Annotated in this window: 3 protein-coding genes; all 3 read right to left on the reverse strand. The window is 73.6% G+C overall.

Going from position 1 to position 21,953, the window contains the following annotated elements:
* Positions 1-4 precede the first annotated feature (4 nt).
* The gene (locus FHU30_RS39920; RefSeq protein ID WP_253882908.1) at positions 5-958 is read right to left on the reverse strand and encodes a proline iminopeptidase-family hydrolase; all 954 of its coding nucleotides are present in this window, start codon (positions 956-958) and stop codon (positions 5-7) included.
* 254 nt (positions 959-1,212) lie between these two features.
* Entirely contained in the window at positions 1,213-7,122 is a 5,910-nt protein-coding gene (locus tag FHU30_RS39925) for a type I polyketide synthase (protein ID WP_253882909.1), read from the reverse strand.
* Between the two features lie 5 nt (positions 7,123-7,127).
* On the reverse strand, positions 7,128-21,899 hold the full coding sequence (locus FHU30_RS39930) for a type I polyketide synthase (protein ID WP_253882910.1): 14,772 nt from the start codon (positions 21,897-21,899) through the stop codon (positions 7,128-7,130).
* Positions 21,900-21,953: the final 54 nt, after the last annotated feature.

Below are 21,953 nucleotides of genomic sequence, written 5' to 3' on the forward strand. Positions count from 1 at the left end.
CCGCTCAGCCCCTGCTCACCGTCGTCGCCCGCACCGCCGCCGCCTGCGTGGCGGCACCGGTGCGGATCTCGTCCAGGAACCCGCCGAGCACCTCGGTGAACCGCTCGGGCTCCTCCAGGTGCGGGACGTGGCTGGACTCCTCGAACACCTCCCAGCGGGCGCCGGGGATCAGATCCCGGAACGGCCGGACGGCGGCGGGCGTCGCCTCGTCGTGCCGTCCGGACAGCACGAGGGTCGGGACGTCGATGCGCGGCAGCGCATCGACCACTCCCCAGTCCCGCAGCGTTCCGATGACGTGGAATTCGCTGGGCCCGTTCATCGTCCGGTAAACCGTCGGGTCGCTGTGCGTTTCCATGAAGGTGGCCATGTATTCGCCGGGCCAGGGGTCCAGGCGGCAGACATGCCGTTTGTAGAAGACCATCATCGCGTCGATGTACTCTTCGCTTCCGGTGGTTCCGGCCGCCTCGTGGCGGCGCAGCGTCTCGTCCACGCCGGGCGGGAGGGCGGCGCGCAGCACGGCCATCTCGTCCAGCCAGAGGCGGTAGGAGGCGGGCGCGTTCGCGACGACCAGCCCGCGCAGCCCGGCGGGCCGGGTCGCGGCGTGCGCGGCGACGAGCATCCCGCCCCAGGACTGGCCGAACAGCGCGTAGTCGTCGGCGACGCCGAGGCGGTGCAGCAGGTTGTCCAGCTCGTCCAGGAACAGCTCGGGCGTCCAGAAGTCCGCGCCGCGGTCCGGCAGGTGCGTGGAGCCGCCGTTGCCGAGCTGGTCGTAGTGGACGACCTGCCAGCCGCGCTCGGCGAACGCGGTCAGCCCGAGCAGGTAGTCATGGGTGGCTCCGGGGCCGCCGTGCACGACGACCAGCGCGGGGCGGTCCGGGTCGGGCCGACCGGTCACCCGGTACCAGGTCCGGTGCCCCCGGAACGGGACGGTCCCTTTTGCCGTGGACGTCGGCGACATTCTCTCAACCACCTCGGGTCGCTCGTTGGCGGCCGGTTTCTCCCACGGCCGGAAATGGCGTTTCGCGGGCTGCGGAAAACGACGGTCTCCCGGGGAAATCCCGACGATCGCGACGCTAGTTCGAGGGGTGGTGCGCCGGACACCCTTAATCCGGCGCACCACCCCCTAACCCGCAATACGGGGCCCAGTCGCAGGGCGGGTCAGGCCGGGCCCTGTCGCAGGGCGCGTTCAGGCAGGCCCTGCCGCAGGGGGGGTCAGGCCAGCGACTCCAGCCAGCCGCCGATGGCGGCGGCCGTGTCGGGCGCGTGCTCCTGGCCGAGGGTGAAGTGGTTGCCCGGGACGGTGCGCAGGGTGTGCGCGGGGTCCCAGGGGCGCGCCAGCATCGCGTCCTTGTCCACGCCCTCGGGCGGCTCGATGAACGGCTCGGCGGCCTGCACGAACAGCGTCGGCACGTCCAGCCCGGACGGGTCGAACCCGGCGAGCACGTCGAAGTAGTGCGTCATCGCCGACAGCCGCGCCGCGTCGTAGCCGCCGTAGGTCGACTCCATGGTCAGCAGCGAGGTCATCAGCTGGTCGAACCCGACGTTCATGGCCTCGTCGTCCACGCGGAAGGTGTCGACGAGGACGAGCCCGGCGGGCGGGGCATCCCGGTGCTGCGCCAGGTGCCGCGCGAGGACGTGCGCGATGATCCCGCCGGACGAGTAGCCGAGCAGCGCGAACGGCTCGCCTTCGGCGGCGTCCAGCACGGCCTCGCCGAGGACGTGCGCGAGCGCGCGGGCCGAGCCGGGCAGGCTCTCGCCGCGCCCGAACCCCGGCAGCGGCAGCGCCGAGACCGTCCGGACGTCGCGGAACTCCGCGCCGAGGCGGGCGTGCTGGTGGACGCCGCCGCCGGCCATGGGCGTGGCGAGGCAGATCAGCCGGGGCCGTCCCGGACCGTCGGCGAGCCGGACGGCGCGCGGGGGCGCGGTCTCGTCGCCGGGCGCGAACCGGGGCCGCAGGGCCGCGACCGCGCCCATCAGCGCGATCGCCCCGGACGTGTCGCCCGCCTGGACGGCGTTGCGGAACAGGTCGGTGACCGTGTCGTCGGCGGCGTCCTGCTCCTTCGGCGCGGGCGCCGACGAGCCGGACAGCGCGGGGGCGAGTTCGTCGGCGAGGAGCCGCGCGAGCCCGGCCGGGGTCTTGCTGTCGAACACGGCCATCGCGGGCAGCTTGAGGCCGGTCGCGGCGTTCAGGGCCGTCCGGAGCTCCATCGCGGCGAGGGAGTCGAACCCCGATTCCAGGAAGTCGCGGTCCGGGTCGATGTGCTCGGGCCCGTCGTGGCCGAGCAGGACGGCGGCGATCGTGCGCACCAGCGTGCCCAGTTCGTCCGCGCGCTGCTCGGGAGGCAGGGCCGCCAGCTCGCGGCGCAGCGCGGCCGGGTCGATGTCGCCGCCGTCGCCGGATGCGGCGCGCCGCCTGGTCGCGGGGATCAGCGCGCGGAGCAGCGCGGGCGGTTCGCCGCCGGTTCCGGCGCGCAGCGTCCTCACGTCGAGGGCGAGCGGCACCAGCACGGCTTCGGGACGCGCGGACGCGAGGTCGAACAGCGCGAGGCCGTCCTCGTCGGAGAGCGCGGGCATGCCTTGGCGGCGCAGGCGGCGCAGGTCGGTCTCGGTCAGGCCGCCAGCCATACCGCCGCTGTCGGCCCACAGGCCCCAGGCGAGGGACTGCGCGGGCAGCCCCTCGGCGCGGCGGCGGTCGGCCAGCGCGTCGAGGAAGGTGTTGGCGGCGGCGTAGTTGCCCTGGCCGGGCGAGCCGAACACGCCCGCCGCCGAGGAGAACAGCACGAACGCGGCGAGATCCCGGTCCCGGGTGAGGACGTCCAGGTTGATCGCGCCGTCCACCTTGGGACGCAGGACGCGGGCCAGGTCGTCATCGGTCAGGTTCGCGATCATCCCGTCGGCGAGGACGCCCGCGGTGTGCACGACGGCGCTGAGGGTCCGGCCGTCCAGCAGGGCCTTGAGGGCGTCGCGGTCGGCGATGTCGCAGGCGGCGATCTCGACCGCCGCGCCGAGCGCGGCGAGTTCGCCGCGCAGTTCGGCGGCCCCGGGCGCGTCCGGGCCGCGGCGGCTGGTCAGGAGCAGGTCGCGGACGCCGTGCTCGGCGACGAGGTGGCGGGCGACGAGCGCGCCGAGGCCGCCCGTCCCGCCGGTGATCAGGACGGTGCCGGGCCGGTCCCAGGCGGTGGCCTCCTGCGTCACGGCGGCGGTGCGGGCGAGGCGCGGCACGAAGTACCGGCCGTCGCGGACGCAGACCTCCGGCTCGTCGGACGGGACGGTAGGCGCGGCGTCCGGGTCGTCGGTGTCGAGCAGCGCGAGACGGTCCTGGTCCTCGGCGCGGGCCGCGCGGACCAGGCCGGTCACGGCCGCATGCGCCGGCTCGTCCGCGCGAGTGACGACCACCAGGCGGGATGCGGCATAGCGTTCGCCGCTCAGCCACTCCTTGACGGTGCGCAGCACGCCGGTCGTGATGGTGCGGACGTCGGCGGCGAGGTCGCCGGTGCCTTTTGGCAGCGTCAGCGCGACGGTCGGCGGGACGGTTTCGGGCAGCTCGGCGAGGTCGGAGACGACGGTCACAGCCGCCTCGGGCGGCGTCGCGATCGGCGTCCATTCGACGTGGAAGAGGCTGTCGGCCGGGCCGTTCGCGGCGGCCGCGAGCTGCTCGGCGGCGATCTCCCTGACGACCAGCGCCTCGACGGACGCGACGGGCCGCCCCTGCGCGTCGGCGACGCGGATCTCCAGGTCGCCGCCGCTCGTCCGGGCCAGCCGCACGCGCGCCGCGCCCGCTCCGGACGCGTGCACCCGCACGCCCTTCCAGACGAACGGCAACCGCGCGGCGTCATCGTCGGACGCGCCGAGCATGAGCGCGTGCAGCGCCGAGTCGAGCAGCGCCGGATGCAGAAGGAAGCCCTCGGCTCCGGCGGTCTCGTCCAGGGCGATCTCGGCGTAGGTGTCGTCGCCGTCCCGCCAGGCCGCGCGCAAGCCCTGGAACACCGGGCCGTAGGTGAAGCCGAGCGCGTCCAGGTGCTCGTAGGCGCCGTCCGTGCTGAGCTGGGACGCGTCGTCCGGCCAGCCGAACGTTTCGGCTACTGCCCCGGTCTCGGGGGCCAGAACGCCTTCGGCGTGCAGCGTCCAGTCGGTGGAGTCATCCGGCTGGGAGTGGACGGTCAGGGGGCGCCGGCCCGTGTCGTCCAGAGGGTCGCCGACGGTCAGGCGCAGCCGCGCCCCGCCCTCCTCGGGGAGGATCAGCGGGGCGCGCAACGCCAGCTCTTCGACCGTCCCGCAGCCGACGCGGTCGCCCGCCTGGACGGCCATCTCGACGAACGCCGTGCCCGGCAGCAGCGTCGCGCCGAAGACCGCGTGGTCGGCCAGCCAGGGGTGGGTGTCCAGGGAGAGCCGCCCGGTGAAGACGGTCGTCCCCGAACCCGGGACGGCGACCTCGGCGGTCAGCAGCGGGTGGTCGAGCGCGGTGAGGCCCATGGCGGTCGCGTCGGCGCCGGCCCCGCCGGTGAACGGCTCGGCGAGCCAGAACGGGCGGCGCTGGAACGGGTAGGTCGGCAGGTCGGCGCGCTGCGCGCCGAGCCCGTCGAAGAAGGCCGTCCAGTCGGGTGACAGGCCGCTGACGTGCAGGGTTCCGAGCGCGGTGAGCAGCGTGGCGGCCTCGGGACGGTCGCGCCGGACGGCGGCGGCGGCCGTCGCGTCGGGCGCGGTCTGCCGGGCCATCGCGGTGAGGACGCCGTCCGGCCCGATCTCCAGGAACCGCGTGACACCCGCGCTGTCCAGCAGCGCGACGTCGGCGGCGAACCGGACGGCCTCGCGGACGTGCCGCACCCAGTACCCGGGCGTCGTGACGTCCTTGACCAGCTTCACGGTCGGCTGCCCGTAGGCCACGCTCTCGGCGATCTCGCGGAAGTCGTCGAGCATCGGGTCCATGAGCGGCGAGTGGAAGGCGTGCGAGACGGCCAGCCGCGTCTGCTTCCTGTCCTTGAAGTGCTCGGCGACGGCTAGCACCGCGGCCTCCGCACCGGACACGACCACCGAGGACGGGCCGTTGACGGCCGCGATCCCGATCTCGCCCGTGAACAGCGGCGCGATCTCGTCCTCGGTCGCCTGGATCGCGACCATCGCGCCGCCGGGAGGGAGCGCCTGCATCAGACGTCCGCGTGCGGTGACCAGGCGCGCGGCGTCCTCCAGGGTGAACACCCCGGCGACGTGCGCGGCGGCGATCTCGCCGATCGAGTGCCCGGCCAGGTAGTCGGGGCGGACGCCCCACGACTCCAGCAGCCGGAACAGCGCCACCTCGAAGGCGAAGATCGCGGGCTGGGTGAACGCGGTCTGGTTCAGGCGTTCCTCGTCGCCCCAGACGACGTCCTTGAGCGGCAGGTCGATCGCGGCGCAGACCTCGTCGAACGCGGCCGCGAACACCGGATACGTCTCGTACAGCTCGCGGCCCATGCCGACGCGCTGGGTGCCCTGCCCGGTGAACAGGAACGCGGTCTTCCCCTCGTGCGTCCGGCCGGACGTGACGGACGGCGCGGACGTCCCTTCGGCGAGCGCGGCCAGTCCGGCGAGCAGGCCGGGACGGTCGTCGGCGACGATCGCGGCGCGGTGTTCGAGGGCGGCGCGTCCGGTCGCGAGGCTGAACGCGACGTCGGCCGCGTCCAGGTCCGGGTGGGCGTTCAGGTGGGCGAGCAGCTGGTCGGCCTGGGCGCGCAGCGCGGTCGTGCTCCGCGCCGACAGGGTCCACAGGACCGGCCCGCCGACCGTCGCGTCCCGTTTGCCTGGTTCCTCGGCGGGCGCTTCCTCGATGATGACGTGCGCGTTGGTGCCGCTGATCCCGAAGGACGAGACGGCGGCGCGGCGCGGGCTCTCGCGGCGCGGCCAGTCGCGCGGCTCGGTGAGCAGGCGGACGTTCCCGGCGTCCCAGTCGACCGCCGAGGACGGCTCGTCCACGTGCAGGGTCCGCGGCATCGTGCCGTTGCGGATCGCCTGGACGACCTTGATGATCCCCGCGACCCCGGCGGCGGCCTGGGTGTGCCCGATGTTGGACTTGATCGACCCGAGCCAGAGCGGCTGCTCGCGGTCCTTGCCGTAGGTCGCGAGGAGCGCCTGCGCCTCGATCGGGTCGCCGAGCGTCGTGCCGGTCCCGTGGCCTTCGACCATGTCGATCTGGTCGGACGAGACGCGCGCGTTGGCGAGCGCCTGCTTGATGACGCGCCGCTGGGACGGCCCGTTCGGCGCGGTCAGCCCGTTGGACGCGCCGTCCTGGTTGATCGCCGTCCCGCGCACGACCGCGAGCACCGGGTGGCCGTTGCGGCGCGCGTCGGCGAGGCGCTCGACCAGCAGCATCCCGACGCCCTCACCCCAGCCGGTGCCGTTCGCGGCGTCGGCGTAGGACTTGCAGCGGCCGTCCGGGGCGAGCCCGCGCTGGCGGCTGAACTCGATGAACGTCTCGGGCGTCGCCATCACGGTCACGCCGCCGACCAGGGCGAGCGAGCACTCCCGCGTCCGGAGCGCCTGGATCGCCCAGTGCAGCGCGACCAGCGAGGACGAGCACGCCGTGTCGACCGTGACGGCCGGGCCTTCGAGACCGAGCGTGTAAGACACGCGGCCGGAGGCGATGGCGCCTGTGCTGTTGTTGTAGGTGTAGTCGTGGTACATCATCCCGGCGAACACGCCGGTCGGGCTGCCCTTCAGCGAGGTCGGGTCGATGCCCGCGCGCTCCAGGACCTCCCAGGACGCTTCGAGAAGCAGCCGCTGCTGCGGGTCCATGGTGAGCGCCTCGTTCGGCCCGACGCCGAAGAACTCCGGGTCGAACTCGGCGGCGTCGTGCAGGAACCCGCCCTCCCGCGAGTACGTCTTGCCGGGCTGCCCGGGTCCCGGGTCGTAGATGCGGGCCTCGTCCCAGCCGCGCCCGGCCGGGAACCCCGACACCGCGTCCACGCCGTCCGCGACCAGCCGCCACAGCGCCTCGGGCGAGTCCGCGCCCGGGTAGCGGCAGGCCATCGCGACGATCGCGACCGGCTCGCGGGACGCGGCCTCCAGCGCGCGGGTGCGCGCCCGCAGCTTCTCGGTCTCCTTCAGCGACGCGCGGAGCGCCGCCACGATCTTGCCGTCGGTGTCGGCCATCGTTCTCACGCTTCCCAGGTCGCATCGCCGGCGTCGAGGCCGGCGCCGGCGCCGTCCAGCGCCATGCTGATGAGGCTGTCGGTGTCCAGGTCGTCGATCGCGTCGCCCCCGCCGCCGTCCGCCGCCGGGGCGTCCGGGGCGGCGATCCCGGCGAGTTCGAGCAGGGCGTCCATCAGGCCCGCGTCGCGCAGGCGGGTCAGCGGGATCGCGGCGAGCGCCCGCCGGACGGCGTCCTCGTCCCCCGCGCCGCCCGCGTCCTCGGGCGCGATCTCGTCCGCGAGGTGCCCGGCCAGGACGCGCGCGTTCGGGTGATCGAACACCAGCGTCGGCGGCAGCCGCAGCCCGATCGCCGCGCCGAGCCCGGTGCGGAACTCGACGGCCGCGAGCGAGTCGAAGCCGAGGTCGCCGAACGCCCGGTCGGGCTCGACCGCCTCCGGACCGGCATGCCCGAGGACGGCCGCGGCGAGCGTCCGGACGATGTGCAGCAGCTCGTCCTGCCGCTCGTCGGCGGGCAGCGCCGCGAGCCTGCGCAGCTCGGCCGCGCCGCCCGCACCGTTCGCCACCGTCCGACGCGTCCCGCCGCGCGCCAGGCCGCGGAGCATCGCGGGCACCTCGGCCGGGTCGAGCGCCTTGGTGTCCAGGCTCATCGGGACGAGCAGGGGCGTGTCCAGGGTCCCGGCGAGGTCGAACAGCTCCAGGCCCTCGGCGATCGGCAGCGCCGCGGCGCCGCCGCGCGCGAGGCGCGTCCCGTCGGCGTTCGCGGCCATGCCGTCGTCGCTCTCCCAGAGGCCCCAGGCGAGCGACTGAGCCGGGAGGCCGTTCGCACGGCGGTGCGCGGCGAGGGCATCGAGGAACGCGTTGGCGGCCGCGTAGTTGCCCTGGCCGGGCGCGCCCAGCACCCCGGCCGCCGAGGAGAACAGCACGAACGCGTCCAGGTCCATGTCTTGGGTGAGTTCGTGCAGGTGGAGGGCCGCTTCGGCCTTCGGGGCGAAGACCCGGTCGAGGCGGTCGGGGGTCAGGGACTCGATCACGCCGTCGTCCAGGGCGCCCGCCGCGTGGATCACGCCCGTCAGCGCCCGGCCGTCGAGGAGCGCGGCCAGCGCCTCGCGGTCGGAGGTGTCGCAGGCGGCGAACTCGACGTCCGCGCCGAGGTCGGTCAGCTCGCGGCGCAGCTCCTTGGCGCCCGGTGCGGCCTCGCCGCGCCGGCTGGTCAGCAGGAGGCTCCTCACCTGCCGCTCGGCCACCAGGTGGCGCGCGATGATCCCGCCGAGGGCGCCTGTCGCGCCGGTGATCAGGACCGTGCCGGTGCCGAAGCCGCCGGTCGGCGCGTCCTGCTCGACGGACGTGTCCTGCTCGGCGGACGCGGCCCGGACGAGTCGCGGCGCGTACGCCTTGCCGTCCCGGACGGCCACCTGCGGTTCGCCGGTCGCGCGGGCGAGGGCGATGTCGGTGTCGCCGGCGGCGTCGATGACGACGACGCGTTCGGGGTCCTCGGACTGGGCGCTCCGGATCAGGCCCCAGACCGCCGCGCCCGCCAGGTCGGTGACGTCCTCCCCGTCCACGGAGACGGCTCCGTCCGTCACGATCACCAGCCTGGGCGTCTCGCTCTGCAGCGCCGCCAGGACGTCGTGGAGCGCGCTTCGCGGGTCCGTGCCTTGGATGCGGAGCACTTCGGCGTCGTCCTGGTTCGGGTTCGCGGCGGCGGTGACGGGCGTCCAAGCGACCTCGAACAGCGAGCGGTGCCCCGTCGGGGTGCCGCCGAACGCGTCCGGACTGAAGGGACGCAGGGCGAGCGCGCCGACCGACGCGACCGGAGAGCCGGACTCGTCGGCGGCCTCGATCGACACCGCGCCGTCGCCGTCCCGGGCGATCCGCACGCGAAGCGTCCGCGCGCCGGTCGCGTGCAGCTCCACGCCCGACCAGGAGAACGGCAGCGACGGCTCGCCGCCGGTCAGCGCGATCGCGTGCAGGGCCGAGTCGAGAAGCGCAGGGTGCAGCCCGAACCGTTCCGGGTCGCCGTTCAGGACGACCTCGGCGAACACCTCGCCGTCGCCGCCGCGCCAGGCGGCGCGAAGGCCCTGGAAGGCCGGACCGTAGGTCAGGCCGGCGTCGGCCATCTGGTCGTAGAAGCCGTCGAGATCGACGGGCTCGGCGGCGGGCGGCCACTGCGTGACGGCCGCCGGTTCCGCGGACGGCCTGGTCAGGATGCCTTCCGCGTGCCGGATCCAGTCCTCGCCGGTGTGCGAGTGGATGCTCACGGGACGCCGTCCGCCGTCATCGGCCGCGCCGGCCGTCACCCGGATCCGGACGCCGCCGTTCGCGGGCAGGACGAGCGGGGCCTCGATCGCCAGGTCCTCGACGCGCCCGCAGCCGACCTCGTCACCGGCCCGGATCGCCAGCTCGACCAGCCCGGTCCCGGGGAACACCACGGCGTCGCCGATGGTGTGGTCGGCCAGCCAGGGGTGCGCGTCCGCCGACAGCCGTCCGGTGAACACCACTCCCCCGTCGTCGGGAAGCTCGACCAGCGACGTCAGGAGCGGGTTGCCGGTGTCGTCGCCGGACGCGTCCGGCGCCTCGGCCCAGAACCGCTGCCGCTGGAACGGGTAGGTCGGCAGCTCGACGTGCCGCGCGCCGCGTCCGTCGAACACGGCGTTCCAGTCGACGGGGACGCCTGTGGTGAAAAGTCGTCCGATGGCCGTGAACAGGCTGGCCACCTCGTCACGGTCGCGGCGCAGGGACGCGGCCATCGTCCCATCGACGGTCTGCTGCGCCATCGCGGCCAGCACACCGTCCGGGCCGATCTCCAGGAACCGTGTCACACCCTCGTCAGCGAGGCGCTGCACGTCGTCGGCGAACCGGACGGCGTCGCGGACGTGCCTGACCCAGTACTCGGGCGTCGCGACGTCCTTGACCAGGCGGATCGTCGGCTCGTTGTAGGTGACCGACTCGGCGACCTCGCGGAACGCGTCCAGCATCGGATCCATCAGCAGCGAGTGGAAGGCGTGCGAGACGGTCAGCGAGGTCTGCTTCCGGTCGCCGAACTTCTGGGCGACATCGGCGACCGCGCCTTCGGTACCCGAGATCACCAGGGAGGACGGGCTGTTCACGGCCGCGATCCCCACGTGGTCGGTGAGGTGCGGGGTGATCTCGTCCTCGGTCGCCTGGATCGCGACCATCGCACCGCCCGCGGGGAGCAGCTGCATGAGGCGTGCGCGTGCGGTGATCATGCGGGCGGCGTCGTCCAGGTTGAGGACGCCCGCGACGTGCGCGGCGGCCAGCTCGCCGATGGAGTGGCCGACCAGGAGGTCCGGACGGATGCCCCAGGACTCGACCAGCCGGAACAGCGCCACTTCGAGCGCGAAGATCGCAGGCTGGGTGAACTCGGTCTGGTTGAGCCGGTCCTCGTCGTCCCAGATGACGTCCTTCAACGGGATGTCGATCGCTTCGCAGACCTCGTCGAAGGCGGACGCGAAGACTGGGAACGTCTCGTGCAGCTCGCGGCCCATGCCGACGCGCTGGCTGCCCTGGCCCGTGAAGAGGAAGGCCAGGCGGCCCTCGGATGCGACGCCCGTCACGGTCTCGTCCCCGACCACGACCGCGCGGTGCTCCAGCGCGGCGCGGCCGGTCGCGGCGGAGTACGCCACGTCGAGCGCGTCGTCCGCGACGGCCGTGAGCCGGTCGAGCTGGGCGTGCAGGGCCTCGGCGGTCTTCGCCGTGGCGACGAGCGGGACGACCGGGAGGTCGTTCCGCTCGGCCGGGGCGCCGTCCGGCGCGGGCGCCTCCTCGATGATCACGTGGGCGTTGGTGCCGCTGATCCCGAAGGACGACACGGCGGCGCGGCGGGGAGCCTCGCGCCCGGGCCAGTCGCGCGGCTCGGTGAGCAGCCGGACCTCGCCCTCGGTCCAGTCGACCTGCGGCGTCGGCTCGTCCACGTGCAGGGTCCGCGGCATCGTGCCGTTGCGGATCGCCTGGACGACCTTGATGATCCCCGCGACACCGGCGGCGGCCTGCGTGTGCCCGATGTTCGACTTGATCGACCCGAGCCATAGCGGCTCCCCGCCGTCTCGGTCGCGTCCGTAGGTCGCGAGGAGGGCCTGCGCCTCGATCGGGTCGCCGAGCGTCGTGCCGGTGCCGTGCGCCTCGACCATGTCGATCTCGGACGGTGCCAGACCCGCGACCGCGAGGGCCTGCGCGATCACCCGCCGCTGGGACGGCCCGTTCGGCGCGGTCAGGCCGTTGGACGCGCCGTCCTGGTTGATCGCCGTGCCGCGCACGACCGCGAGCACCTGGTGCCCGTTGCGGCGGGCGTCGGAAAGGCGCTCGACCAGGAGCATCCCGACGCCCTCGCCCCAGCCCGTGCCGTCCGTGGAGGACGAGAAGGACTTGCAGCGGCCGTCGGACGCCATCCCGCGCTGGCGGCTGAACTCGATGAACGTCTGCGGCGTCGCCATGACGGTCACACCGCCCGCGAGCGCCAGCGTGCACTCGCCGGAACGCAGCGCCTGGATCGCCCAGTGCAGCGCGACCAGCGACGACGAGCACGCCGTGTCGACGGTGACCGCCGGCCCTTCGAGGCCCAGCGTGTAGGACACGCGGCCCGAGGCGATCGCGCCGGTGCTGCTGTTGTAGGTGTAATCGTGGTACATCATCCCGGCGAACACGCCGGTCGGGCTGCCCTTGAGCGACGTCGGGTCGATCCCGGCGCGTTCGAGCGCCTCCCAGGAGGCCTCCAGGAGAAGCCGCTGCTGCGGGTCCATCGTCAGCGCCTCGTTGGGGCTGATCCCGAAGAACGCCGGGTCGAACTCGGCCGCGTCGTACAGGAAGCCGCCCTGGTCGACGTAGCTGGTCTCGGGACGGGTGCGGGTCGGGTCGTAGACGCGGTCCAGGTCCCAGCCGCGGTCGGACGGGAAGCCGGAGATCGCGTCCACGCCGTCCGCGACGAGCCGCCACAGGTCGTCCGGCGAGGCGACGCCGCCCGGGTAGCGGCAGGACATGCCGATGATCGCGATCGGGTCGTCGTCGGGCGCGGCGGCGACGCGGGCGAGGGCGGCCGGGACGTCCGCGACGGTGCCGGACAGCTCGTCCAGCAGGTGGCGGGCGAGGACGGCGGGCGTCGGGTAGTCGAACACCAGCGTCGCCGCGAGCCGCAGCCCGGTCGCCTCGCCGAGGCCGTTGCGCAGCTCGACCGCGGCGAGGGAGTCGAAGCCGAGGTCGCGGAACGCGCGGTCGGGGGCGATCGCCTCGGGACCGGCGTGGCCGACGATCGCGGCGGTCTGCCGCCGGACGAGGTCCAGCACGAACGCCTCGCGCTCGCCCGCCGCGACCTGGCCCAGCCGCTCCTGGAAGGCCGACGCCTCGCCGCGCGCGACCCGGCGTCCGCGGCCCCGGACGAGCCCGCGCAGCATGTACGGGACGTCCCCGCCGGCCAGGCTCGTCGCGTCCAGCTTCATCGGCACCAGCAGGGACGGTTCGAGCGTGCCCGCGGTGTCGAGGAGTTCCAGGCCGTGCTCGGCGGACAGGCCGGTCACGCCGGAGCGGTCGATGCGCTGGCGGTCGCGGTCGTCCAGGACGGCCGCCATGCCCGCGTCGCTCTCCCACAGGCCCCAGGCGAGCGACTGCGCCGGGAGGCCGTTCGCGCGGCGGTGCGCGGCGAGGGCGTCCAGGAACGCATTGGCCGCCGCGTAGTTGCCCTGGCCGGGGGCGCCCAGCACACCGGCCGCCGAGGAGAACAGAACGAACGCGCCGAGGTCCATGTCCCGGGTGAGTTCGTGCAGGTGGAGGGCCGCTTCGGCCTTGGGCGCCAGGACGTGGTCGATCCGCTCGGGCGTCAGGGACGAGATCACGCCGTCGTCCAGGACACCGGCCGCGTGGACGACACCGGTCAGCGTCCGGCCGTCGAGGAGTTCGGCGAGGGCCTCGCGGTCGGCGACGTCGCAGGCGGCGATCTCGACCGTCGCGCCGAGCCGCGCCAGCTCCTCGGCCAGCTCGGTCGCGCCGGGCGCGTTCATGCCGCGGCGGCTCGTCAGGAGCAGGTTCCGGACGCCGTGCTCGGTCACCAGGTGCCGCGCGACCAGCCCGCCGAGCGCGCCGAGCGCGCCGGTGACCAGCACCGATTCGCCGAAGACCGTCGAGGGCTCGGGCTGCGGCGCCGCGTCGGCCGGGATGAGGCGGGGCGCGTACGCCTGCCCGTCCCTGACGGCCACCTGCTGTTCGCCGGTCGCCAGCGCGAGCGCGATGTAGGCGTCGTCGGCCGCGTCGATGAGGACGAACCGTCCGGGATCCTCGGACTGCGCGCTGCGCACCAGGCCCCGGGCGGCGGCGCCGGCCAGGTCGGTCACGTCCTCGTTGTCCAGCGAGACGGCGCCGTTCGTCACGATCGCGAGCGTGCCGGTCGTCGCGGACTGGAGCGCTTCGAGGGCGCGATGCAGCGCCGTGCGGGCATCGGCGTCAACGATCTTGAGGATGGTCACGTCGGCGGGCGCTTCGCCCGCGGCGGCGACGGGGGCCCACTCGACCTGGAACAGCGAGTCGGCGCGGGTCGCGCGCTGGTCGGCGAGCGGGCGCAGCGCCAGGGAGGCGACCGAGATGACCGGTTCGCCCGTGCCGTCCGCTGCGTCCAGGGTCACCTGGTCCTGGCCGGACGCGGCGACGCGGACGCGCAGCATTTCGGCGCCCGAGGCGTGCAGCTCCACGCCCGACCACGCGAACGGCAGGACTACCCGCTCGTCGGTGGAAAGCAGCGGGATCGCGTGCAGGGCTGAGTCGAGGAGCGCGGGATGCAGGCCGAACCGGTCCGGGTCGCCGTTCAGGACGACCTCGGCGAACACCTCGCCGTCGCCGCCGCGCCACGCCGCGCGCAACCCCTGGAAGACCGGGCCGTAGTCGAGCCCGGCCGCCGCGAGATCGGCGTACAGGGTGTCCACGGCGACGGGTTCGGCGTCGGCGGGCGGCCACTGCGTGAGGGGCGCGGCCTTGGTTGTGGACGCGGCGAGGGTGCCTTCGACGTGGCGCGTCCAGGGGCGGAGCATGGCGTCCTCGTCGCGCGAGTACACCTCGACCGTCCGCCGCCCGGCGTCGTCCGCGGCGCCGACCACGACCTGGACGGCCACGGTCCCGCGCTCGGGCAGGACCAGCGGCGCCTCGATCATCAGCTCGTCGATGCGCCCGCAGTCCACCTCGTCCCCGGCGCGGACGGCCAGCTCCACGAACCCGGCGCCCGGGAAGATCGTCGTGCCGCCGATCGTGTGCTCGGCCAGCCAGGACTGCGACGCGGGCGACAGCCGCCCGCTGAGGACGATCTGGTCGGCGCCGGCGACGGACACGGCCGCGTCGAGCAGCGGGTGATCGGACGCGTCCAGCCCGCGCCCCTGCTCGATCCAGAAGAACTCCCGCTGGAAGGGGTAGGTCGGCAGCTCGACGCGCTGCGCGCCGCGACCTGCGAATACCGCATTCCAGTCGATGGCCACGCCTGCGGTGAAGAGCCGTCCGATGCCCGTGAACAGGCTCGCGGTTTCGGGGCGGTCGCGGCGGAGGGTCGCGGCCATCGTCCCTTCGGCGGTCTGCTGCGCCATCGCGGTCAGCACACCGTCCGGGCCGATCTCCAGGAAGCGGGTCACGCCTTCGTCGGCCAGCTGTTGCACGTCATCGGCGAAGCGAACGGCCTCGCGGACGTGCCTGACCCAGTACTCGGGGGACGTGACGTCCTTCGTGAGCTTGATCGTCGGCTCGTTGAAGGCGAGCGACTCGGCGACGGCCCGGAACTCGTCCAGCATCGGGTCCATCAGCGGCGAGTGGAAGGCGTGCGAGACCGTCAGCCGCGTCTGCTTCCTGTCGCCGAGCTGCTCGGCCAGCTCGGCGACGGCGTTCTCTTCGCCGGAGATCACCAGGGACGTGGGGCTGTTCAGCGCCGCGATGCTCACGTGCTCGTTGAGCAGCGGCGTGATCTCGTCCTCGGTCGCCTGGATCGCGACCATCGCACCGCCAGGAGGCAACGCCTGCATCAGGCGTCCGCGGGCGGTGATCAGCTTGGCGGCATCGCTCAGGCTCAGCACACCCGCCACCTGGGCTGCGGCCAGCTCGCCGATCGAATGACCGACCAGGAAGTCAGGCTTGATCCCCCACGACTCGACCAGGCGGAACAACGCCACTTCGAGCGCGAAGATCGCAGGCTGGGTGAACCGCGTCTGGTTCAGCTTCGTCTCGTCGCCCCAGATGACGTCCTTGAGGGGCAGATCGATCGCTTCGCAGACCTCATCGAACGCGGACGCGAAGACCGGGAACGTCTCGTACAGCTCGCGGCCCATGCCGACGCGCTGGCTGCCCTGCCCGGTGAACAGGAAGGCGAGCTTTCCGGTGGTCGCGACGCCGGTCACGGTCTCGTCGCCGATGATGACCGCGCGGTGTTCGAGGGCGGCGCGGCCGGTCGCGGCGGAGAACGCGACGTCCAGCTCGTTCCGGTCCTGGGCGAAGGCGGTCAGGCTCCGGACCTGGGCTTCGAGCGCATCGGCGGTCTTCGCGGACGCCACCAGCGGGACCGCCGGCAGGTCGCGGCGCTCGTCCCGGGCGGCGGGCTCCGGCGCGGGCGGCTCCTCGATGATCACGTGGGCGTTGGTGCCGCTGATGCCGAACGAAGAGATGCCCGCGCGGCGCGGACGGTCCTCGCGCGGCCACTCGCGCGCCTCGGTGAGCAGCTCGACCTGGCCCGCGTCCCAGTCGACCTGCGGGGACGGCTCGTCCACGTGCAGGGTCCGCGGCAGGACACCGTGCCGCATCGCCTCGATCATCTTGATGATGGACGCGACGCCGGCGGCGGCCTGGGTGTGGCCGATGTTCGACTTGATCGAGCCCAGCCACAGCGGACGGTCCCGGTCGCGTCCGTAAGTGGCGAGCAGCGCCTGCGCCTCGATCGGGTCGCCGAGCGTCGTGCCCGTCCCGTGGGCTTCGACGGCGTCCACGTCGGAGGTGGTGAGCCCGGCGTTGGCGAGGGCCTGCCGGATCACCCGGCGCTGGGACGGCCCGTTCGGCGCGGTCAGGCCGTTGGACGCGCCGTCCTGGTTGAGGGCGGAGCCGCGGACGATCGCGACGACCGGGTGGCCGTTGCGGCGCGCGTCGGAGAGCCGCTCGACCAGCAGCATCCCGACGCCTTCGGCCCAGATCGTCCCGTCGGCGGCCGCGGCGAAGGACTTGCAGCGGGCGTCCCGGGACAGGCCGCGCTGCTCGCTGAACTCCACGAACGTCTCGGGGGTCGCCATGACGGCGACGCCGCCGACGAGCGCGAGCGAGCACTCGCCCGAGCGCAGCGCCTGCGCGGCCATGTGCAGCGCGACCAGCGACGACGAGCACGCCGTGTCTACCGTGACGGCCGGGCCTTCCAGCCCGAGCGTGTAGGAGACGCGCCCGGACGCGATCGCGCCGGTGCTGCTGTTGTAGGTGTAATCGTGGTACATCATCCCGGCCCAGACGCCGGTCGGGCTGCCCTTGAGCGATGTCGGGTCGATGCCCGCGCGCTCCAGGACCTCCCAGGAGGCCTCCAGGAGGAGCCGCTGCTGCGGGTCGATGACCAGGGCCTCGTTAGGGCTGATGCCGAAGAAGTCGGCGTCGAAGCGCGGCGCGTCGTGCAGGAAGCCGCCCTCGTTCACGTAGCTGGTCTGCGGGCGGGTGCCGTCCGGGTCGAAGATGCGGCCGATGTCCCAGCCGCGGTCGGACGGGAAGTCGGAGATCGCGTCCACGCCGTCCGCGACCAGCCGCCACAGCTCGTCGGGCGAGGTGACGCCGCCCGGGTAGCGGCAGGACATCGCGACGATCGCGATCGGGTCGTCCGCGTCGGAGGCGGACACGGTGGTGGCCGGGAGGAGGGTCGCGTCGTCAGCCGTGCCGGACAGCTCGTCCAGGAGGTAGCGGGCCAGGACGGCGGGTGTCGGGTAGTCGAACACCAGCGTCGCGGCGAGCCGGAGGCCGGTCGCCTCGCTCAGCCCGTTGCGGAGTTCGACGGCGGCGAGCGAGTCTACGCCGAGATCGCGGAAAGCGCGGTCGGGGTCGACGGCGTCCGGGCCGGGGTAGCCGAGCGCGGCGGCGGACCGGGCGCGGACGAGCGCCAGCAGGACGTCGAGGCGCTCGTCCTCGGTGCGGCCGGCGAGGCTGCGGTGCAGGCCGTCGGCGTCGGCGCGGGAACCGGCCGCGCCGCGCGAGACGGCGGGGACGAGGCCGCGCAGCAGCTCCGGCACGGCTCCGCTCGCGCGGACCGCCGCCAGGTCGAGCTTGAGCGGGATCGCGGTGGGCGCCTCCGCGCGGACGGCGGTGTCGAAGAGGGCGAGGCCGTCGTCGGGCGCGATCGGCAGGACGCCGCCCCGCGACATCCGGGACCGGTCGGCGTCGTCCAGCGTTCCGGCCATACCGCCGACCTGGCTCCACGGGCCCCACGCGAGGGACTGCGCGGCGAGGCCGCTGGCCCGGCGGTGCTCGGCGAGAGCGTCCAGGACGGCGTTGGCCGCCGCGTAGTTGCCCTGGCCGGGCGCGCCGATCACTCCGGCGGCCGAGGAGAACAGCACGAACGCGCCGAGGTCCATCTCGCGGGTGAGTTCGTGCAGGTGCAGCGCCGCGTCCACCTTCGGACGCAGGACGTGATCGAGCCGCTCGGGCGTGAGCGACGCGATCACACCGTCGTCCAAAACGCCCGCTGCGTGGACGACGCCGGTCAGCGTCCGGCCGGCGAGGAGTTCGGCGAGGGCGTCGCGGTCGGAGACGTCGCAGGCGACGATCTCGACGGTCGCGCCCTGCGCGGTGAGTTCGCCGGCGAGTTCGGCCGCTCCGGGCGCGTCCGGGCCGCGGCGGCTGGTCAGCAGGAGGTTCCGGACGCCGTGCTCGGCCACCAGGTGCTTGGCGAACAGCCCGCCCAGCGCGCCGGACGCGCCGGTGATCAGCACCGAGTCGCCGAAGTCGGAAGGGTCGCTGTCGGCGGTTAGTGCCAGGCGGGCCAGGCGCGGCGCGAACGTCTCGCCGCTGCGAAGGGCGATCTGAGGTTCGTTAGTGGCGAGCGCTTGCGCCAGATCGGCGTTGTCGTCATCCACGTCGATGAGGACGAACCGTCCGGGGTCCTCGGACTGGGCGCTGCGCACCAGGCCCCAGACCGCCGCGCCGGCCAGGTCGGTCACGTCCTCGCCGTCCGGCGAGACCGCGCCGTCGGGCGAGACCGCGCCGCGCGTCACGATCGCGAGGTTGCCGCCGGCCGTTTGCAGCGCGGTAAGGGTCTCGTTGAGCGCTACGCGGATGTCGGACGTCGTGATGCGGAGGACGTCGGTCTCGGCGGGAGTGTCACCGGTGGGCGCGACTCGCGTCCACGCCACCCGGTACAGGGCGTCGGCGCGGGCCTCGGTCTGGACGGCCGCGAGCGGGCGCAGCGCCAGCGCCTCGACGCTCGCCACGGGATCGCCCGCCGCGTCCGCGACGGTCAGCGCGACCTGGCCCTCGCGGACCCGGGTGATCCGCACGCGCAGGGCGGACGCCCCGGACGCGTGCAGCTCCACACCCGACCACGAGAACGGCAGCGACGCCTCGCCGCCCTCCACGGCCCCGGACAGCGCGATCGCGTGCAGCGCCGCGTCCAGGACGGCCGGGTGCAGCCCGAACGCGCCCGCTTCGGTGCCGCTGGGCGCTTCGACCTCGGCGAACACCTCGTCCCCGTGCCGCCAGACCCTCTTCAGCCCCTGGAAGACCGGACCGTAGGCGAGGCCGGCGTCGGCGAGTTCGGCGTAGAAACCGTCGAGGTCGAGCTGCTCGCCGGTCGGAGGCCAATGGGTGAGATCGGTTCCGCGCGTCGCCGGTGCCGCGGTCAGGAAGCCGGATGCGTGCTGCGTCCACGGAAGGTCGATGGCGTCCTCGTCGCGGGAGAAGATGCGGAGCGTGCGGCGGGCCGCGTCGTCCGCCTGGCCGACGACGACCTGGACGGCGACGCCGCCGCGCTCGGGCAGGACGAGCGGCGCCTCGATCGTCAGGTCCTCGACGCGTCCGCAACCGACCTCGTCGCCCGCGCGGACGGCCAGCTCCACGAACCCGGTCCCGGGGAAGAGCACCGCGCCGCCGACGACGTGATCGGCGAGCCACGGCTGAGCGCTCGCCGAAAGCCGTCCGGTGAACACCACCTCGTCCGAGCCGGCGACCATCACGGTCGCGCCGAGCAGCGGATGCCGCGCCGCTCCGAGGCCCATCGAGGCGGGGTCGCCGTTGGCGGCCTCGTCGATCCGCCAGTACCGCTCGCGCTGGAAGGGGTACGTCGGCAGATCGACGCGTTTCGCGCCGCGTCCTTCAAAGACCTGGTTCCAGTCGATGTCGGCCCCGGCGGCGAAGAGCCGTCCGATGCCGGTGAACAGGCTCGCGGTTTCGGGGCGGTCGCGGCGCAGGGTCGCGGCCATGGTCCCTTCGGCGGTCTGCTGAGCCATCGCGGTCAGCACGCCGTCCGGGCCGATCTCCAGGAAGCGGGTTACGCCTTCGTCGGCGAGGTGTTGGACGTCGTCGGCGAAGCGGACGGCGTCGCGGACGTGCCTGACCCAGTAATCGGGGGACGTGACGTCCTTCGTGAGCTTGATGGTCGGCTGGTTGTAGGTCACGCTCTCGGCGACCTTGCGGAACTCGTCCAGCATCGGATCCATCAGCGGCGAGTGGAAGGCATGCGAGACCGTCAGTCGCGTCTGCTTGCGGTCGCTGAACTGCTCGGCCAGCGCGGCGACCGCGTCCTCTTCGCCGGAGATCACGCACGAGGTCGGGCTGTTCACAGCCGCGATCCCCACGCGGTCATTGAGCAGCGGGAGGATCTCGTCCTCGGTGGCCTGGATCGCGACCATCGCACCGCCGGAAGGGAGCGCCTGCATCAGACGTCCGCGCGCGGTGATGAGCTTGGCCGCATCACTCAAGCTGAGGACGCCCGCGACGTGCGCAGCGGCCAGCTCACCAATCGAGTGACCAGCAAGGAAGTCCGGACGAATCCCCCACGACTCCACCAGCCGGAACAACGCAACTTCGACAGCGAAAATCGCAGGCTGCGTGAACTGCGTCTGGTTCAGTCTCGTTTCATCGCCCCAGACGACGTCCTTGAGGGGCAGATCGATCGCTTCGCAGACCTCATCGAACGCTGCGGCGAAGACCGGGAACGTTTCGTACAGCTCGCGACCCATGCCGACGCGCTGGCTGCCCTGACCGGTGAACAGGAAGGCGGTCAGGCCGTCGCGGACGGTGCCCGTGACGACGTCCGATCCGATCTTGACCGCGCGGTGTTCCAGCGCGGCGCGGCCGGTCGCGGCGGAGTACGCCACGTCCAGCGCATCGTCCTCCACGGCTGACAGGCGGTCGAGCTGGATCTCCAGGGCTTCGCGCGAACGGGCGGACGCGACCAGCGGCGTCGCAGGCAGTTCGCGGCGCTCCTGCGGGGCCAATTCCGTCTCGGGTGCGGCTTCAATGATGACGTGGGCGTTGGTGCCGCTGATCCCGAAGGACGACACCGCGCCGCGCCGGAGGCCGTCGGCCTGCGCGTCCCAATCCTGGGATTCGGTCAGCAGGCGGACGTTGCCCGCCGTCCAGTCGACCTGCGGGGTCGGCTCGTCCACGTGCAGCGTCCGCGGCAGGACACCGTGCCGGATCGCCTCCACGACCTTGATGACTCCGGCGACGCCGGCGGCGGCCTGCGTGTGGCCGATGTTCGACTTGATCGAGCCCAGCCACAGCGGACGGTCCCGGTCGCGCCCATAAGTGGCGAGCAGCGCCTGCGCCTCGATCGGGTCGCCGAGCGTCGTGCCCGTCCCGTGGGCTTCGAGGAGGTCGATCTCGGACGACTCCAGACCGGCGGAGGCGAGGGCCTGTGCGATCACCCGCCGCTGGGACGGCCCGTTCGGCGCGGTCAGGCCGTTGGACGCACCGTCCTGGTTGATCGCCGAGCCGCGCACGACCGCGAGAACCGGGTGCCCGAGCCGCTGGGCGTCGGAGAGGCGCTCGACGACGAGCATGCCGGCGCCCTCGCCCCAGCCCGTCCCGTCGGCGGCAGCGGCGAAAGCCTTGCACCGGCCGTCCGCCGCCAGGCCGCGCTGGCGGCTGAACTCCACGAAGGTCTGCGGCGTCGCCATGACGGTCACGCCGCCGGCCAGCGCGAGCGAGCACTCCCCCGCGCGCAGCGCCCGCATCGCCCAGTGCAGGGCGACCAGCGACGACGAGCAGGCCGTGTCGACCGTGACCGCCGGGCCTTCGAGGCCGAGGGTGTAGGCGACGCGTCCGGAGACCAGCGCGCCCATCATGCTGCTCGCCGGGTAGTCGTGGTAGACGAGCCCTGCGAACACGCCGGTCGGGCTGCCCTTGAGCGACGTCGGGTCGATCCCGGCGCGTTCCAGGGCCTCCCAGGACGTCTCCAGGAGGAGCCGCTGCTGCGGGTCCATCTGCACGGCCTCGTTCGGGCTGATCCCGAAGAACGCCGGGTCGAAGTCACCCGCGTCGTGCAGGAAACCGCCGACGTTGACGTAGCTGGCGTCCTCGCGGACGCCGTCCGGGTCGTAGAGGCGACCGACGTCCCAGCCGCGGTCGGACGGGAAGGCGGACACGGCGTCGCCGCCGTCCGCGACCAGCCGCCACAGCTCCTCGGGCGAGGTGACGCCGCCGGGGAAGCGGCAGGCCATCCCGACGACCGCGATCGGCTCGCGGTCCCGGTCCTCGACCTCGCGGAGCCGCTGCCGGGTCTGCTGCAGCTCGGCGGCGGCCCGGCGCAGGTAGTCGCGCAGGCGGTCGTCGTTCGACATCTCCATCAACCCATCCGGTGAGGTACGAAGATCGGTGCGGGGGCGGGGCGTTGGGCGGGG

The sequence above is a fragment of the Actinomadura rupiterrae genome (assembly GCF_024172125.1).
Classification (GTDB): Bacteria; Actinomycetota; Actinomycetes; order Streptosporangiales; family Streptosporangiaceae; genus Spirillospora; species Spirillospora rupiterrae.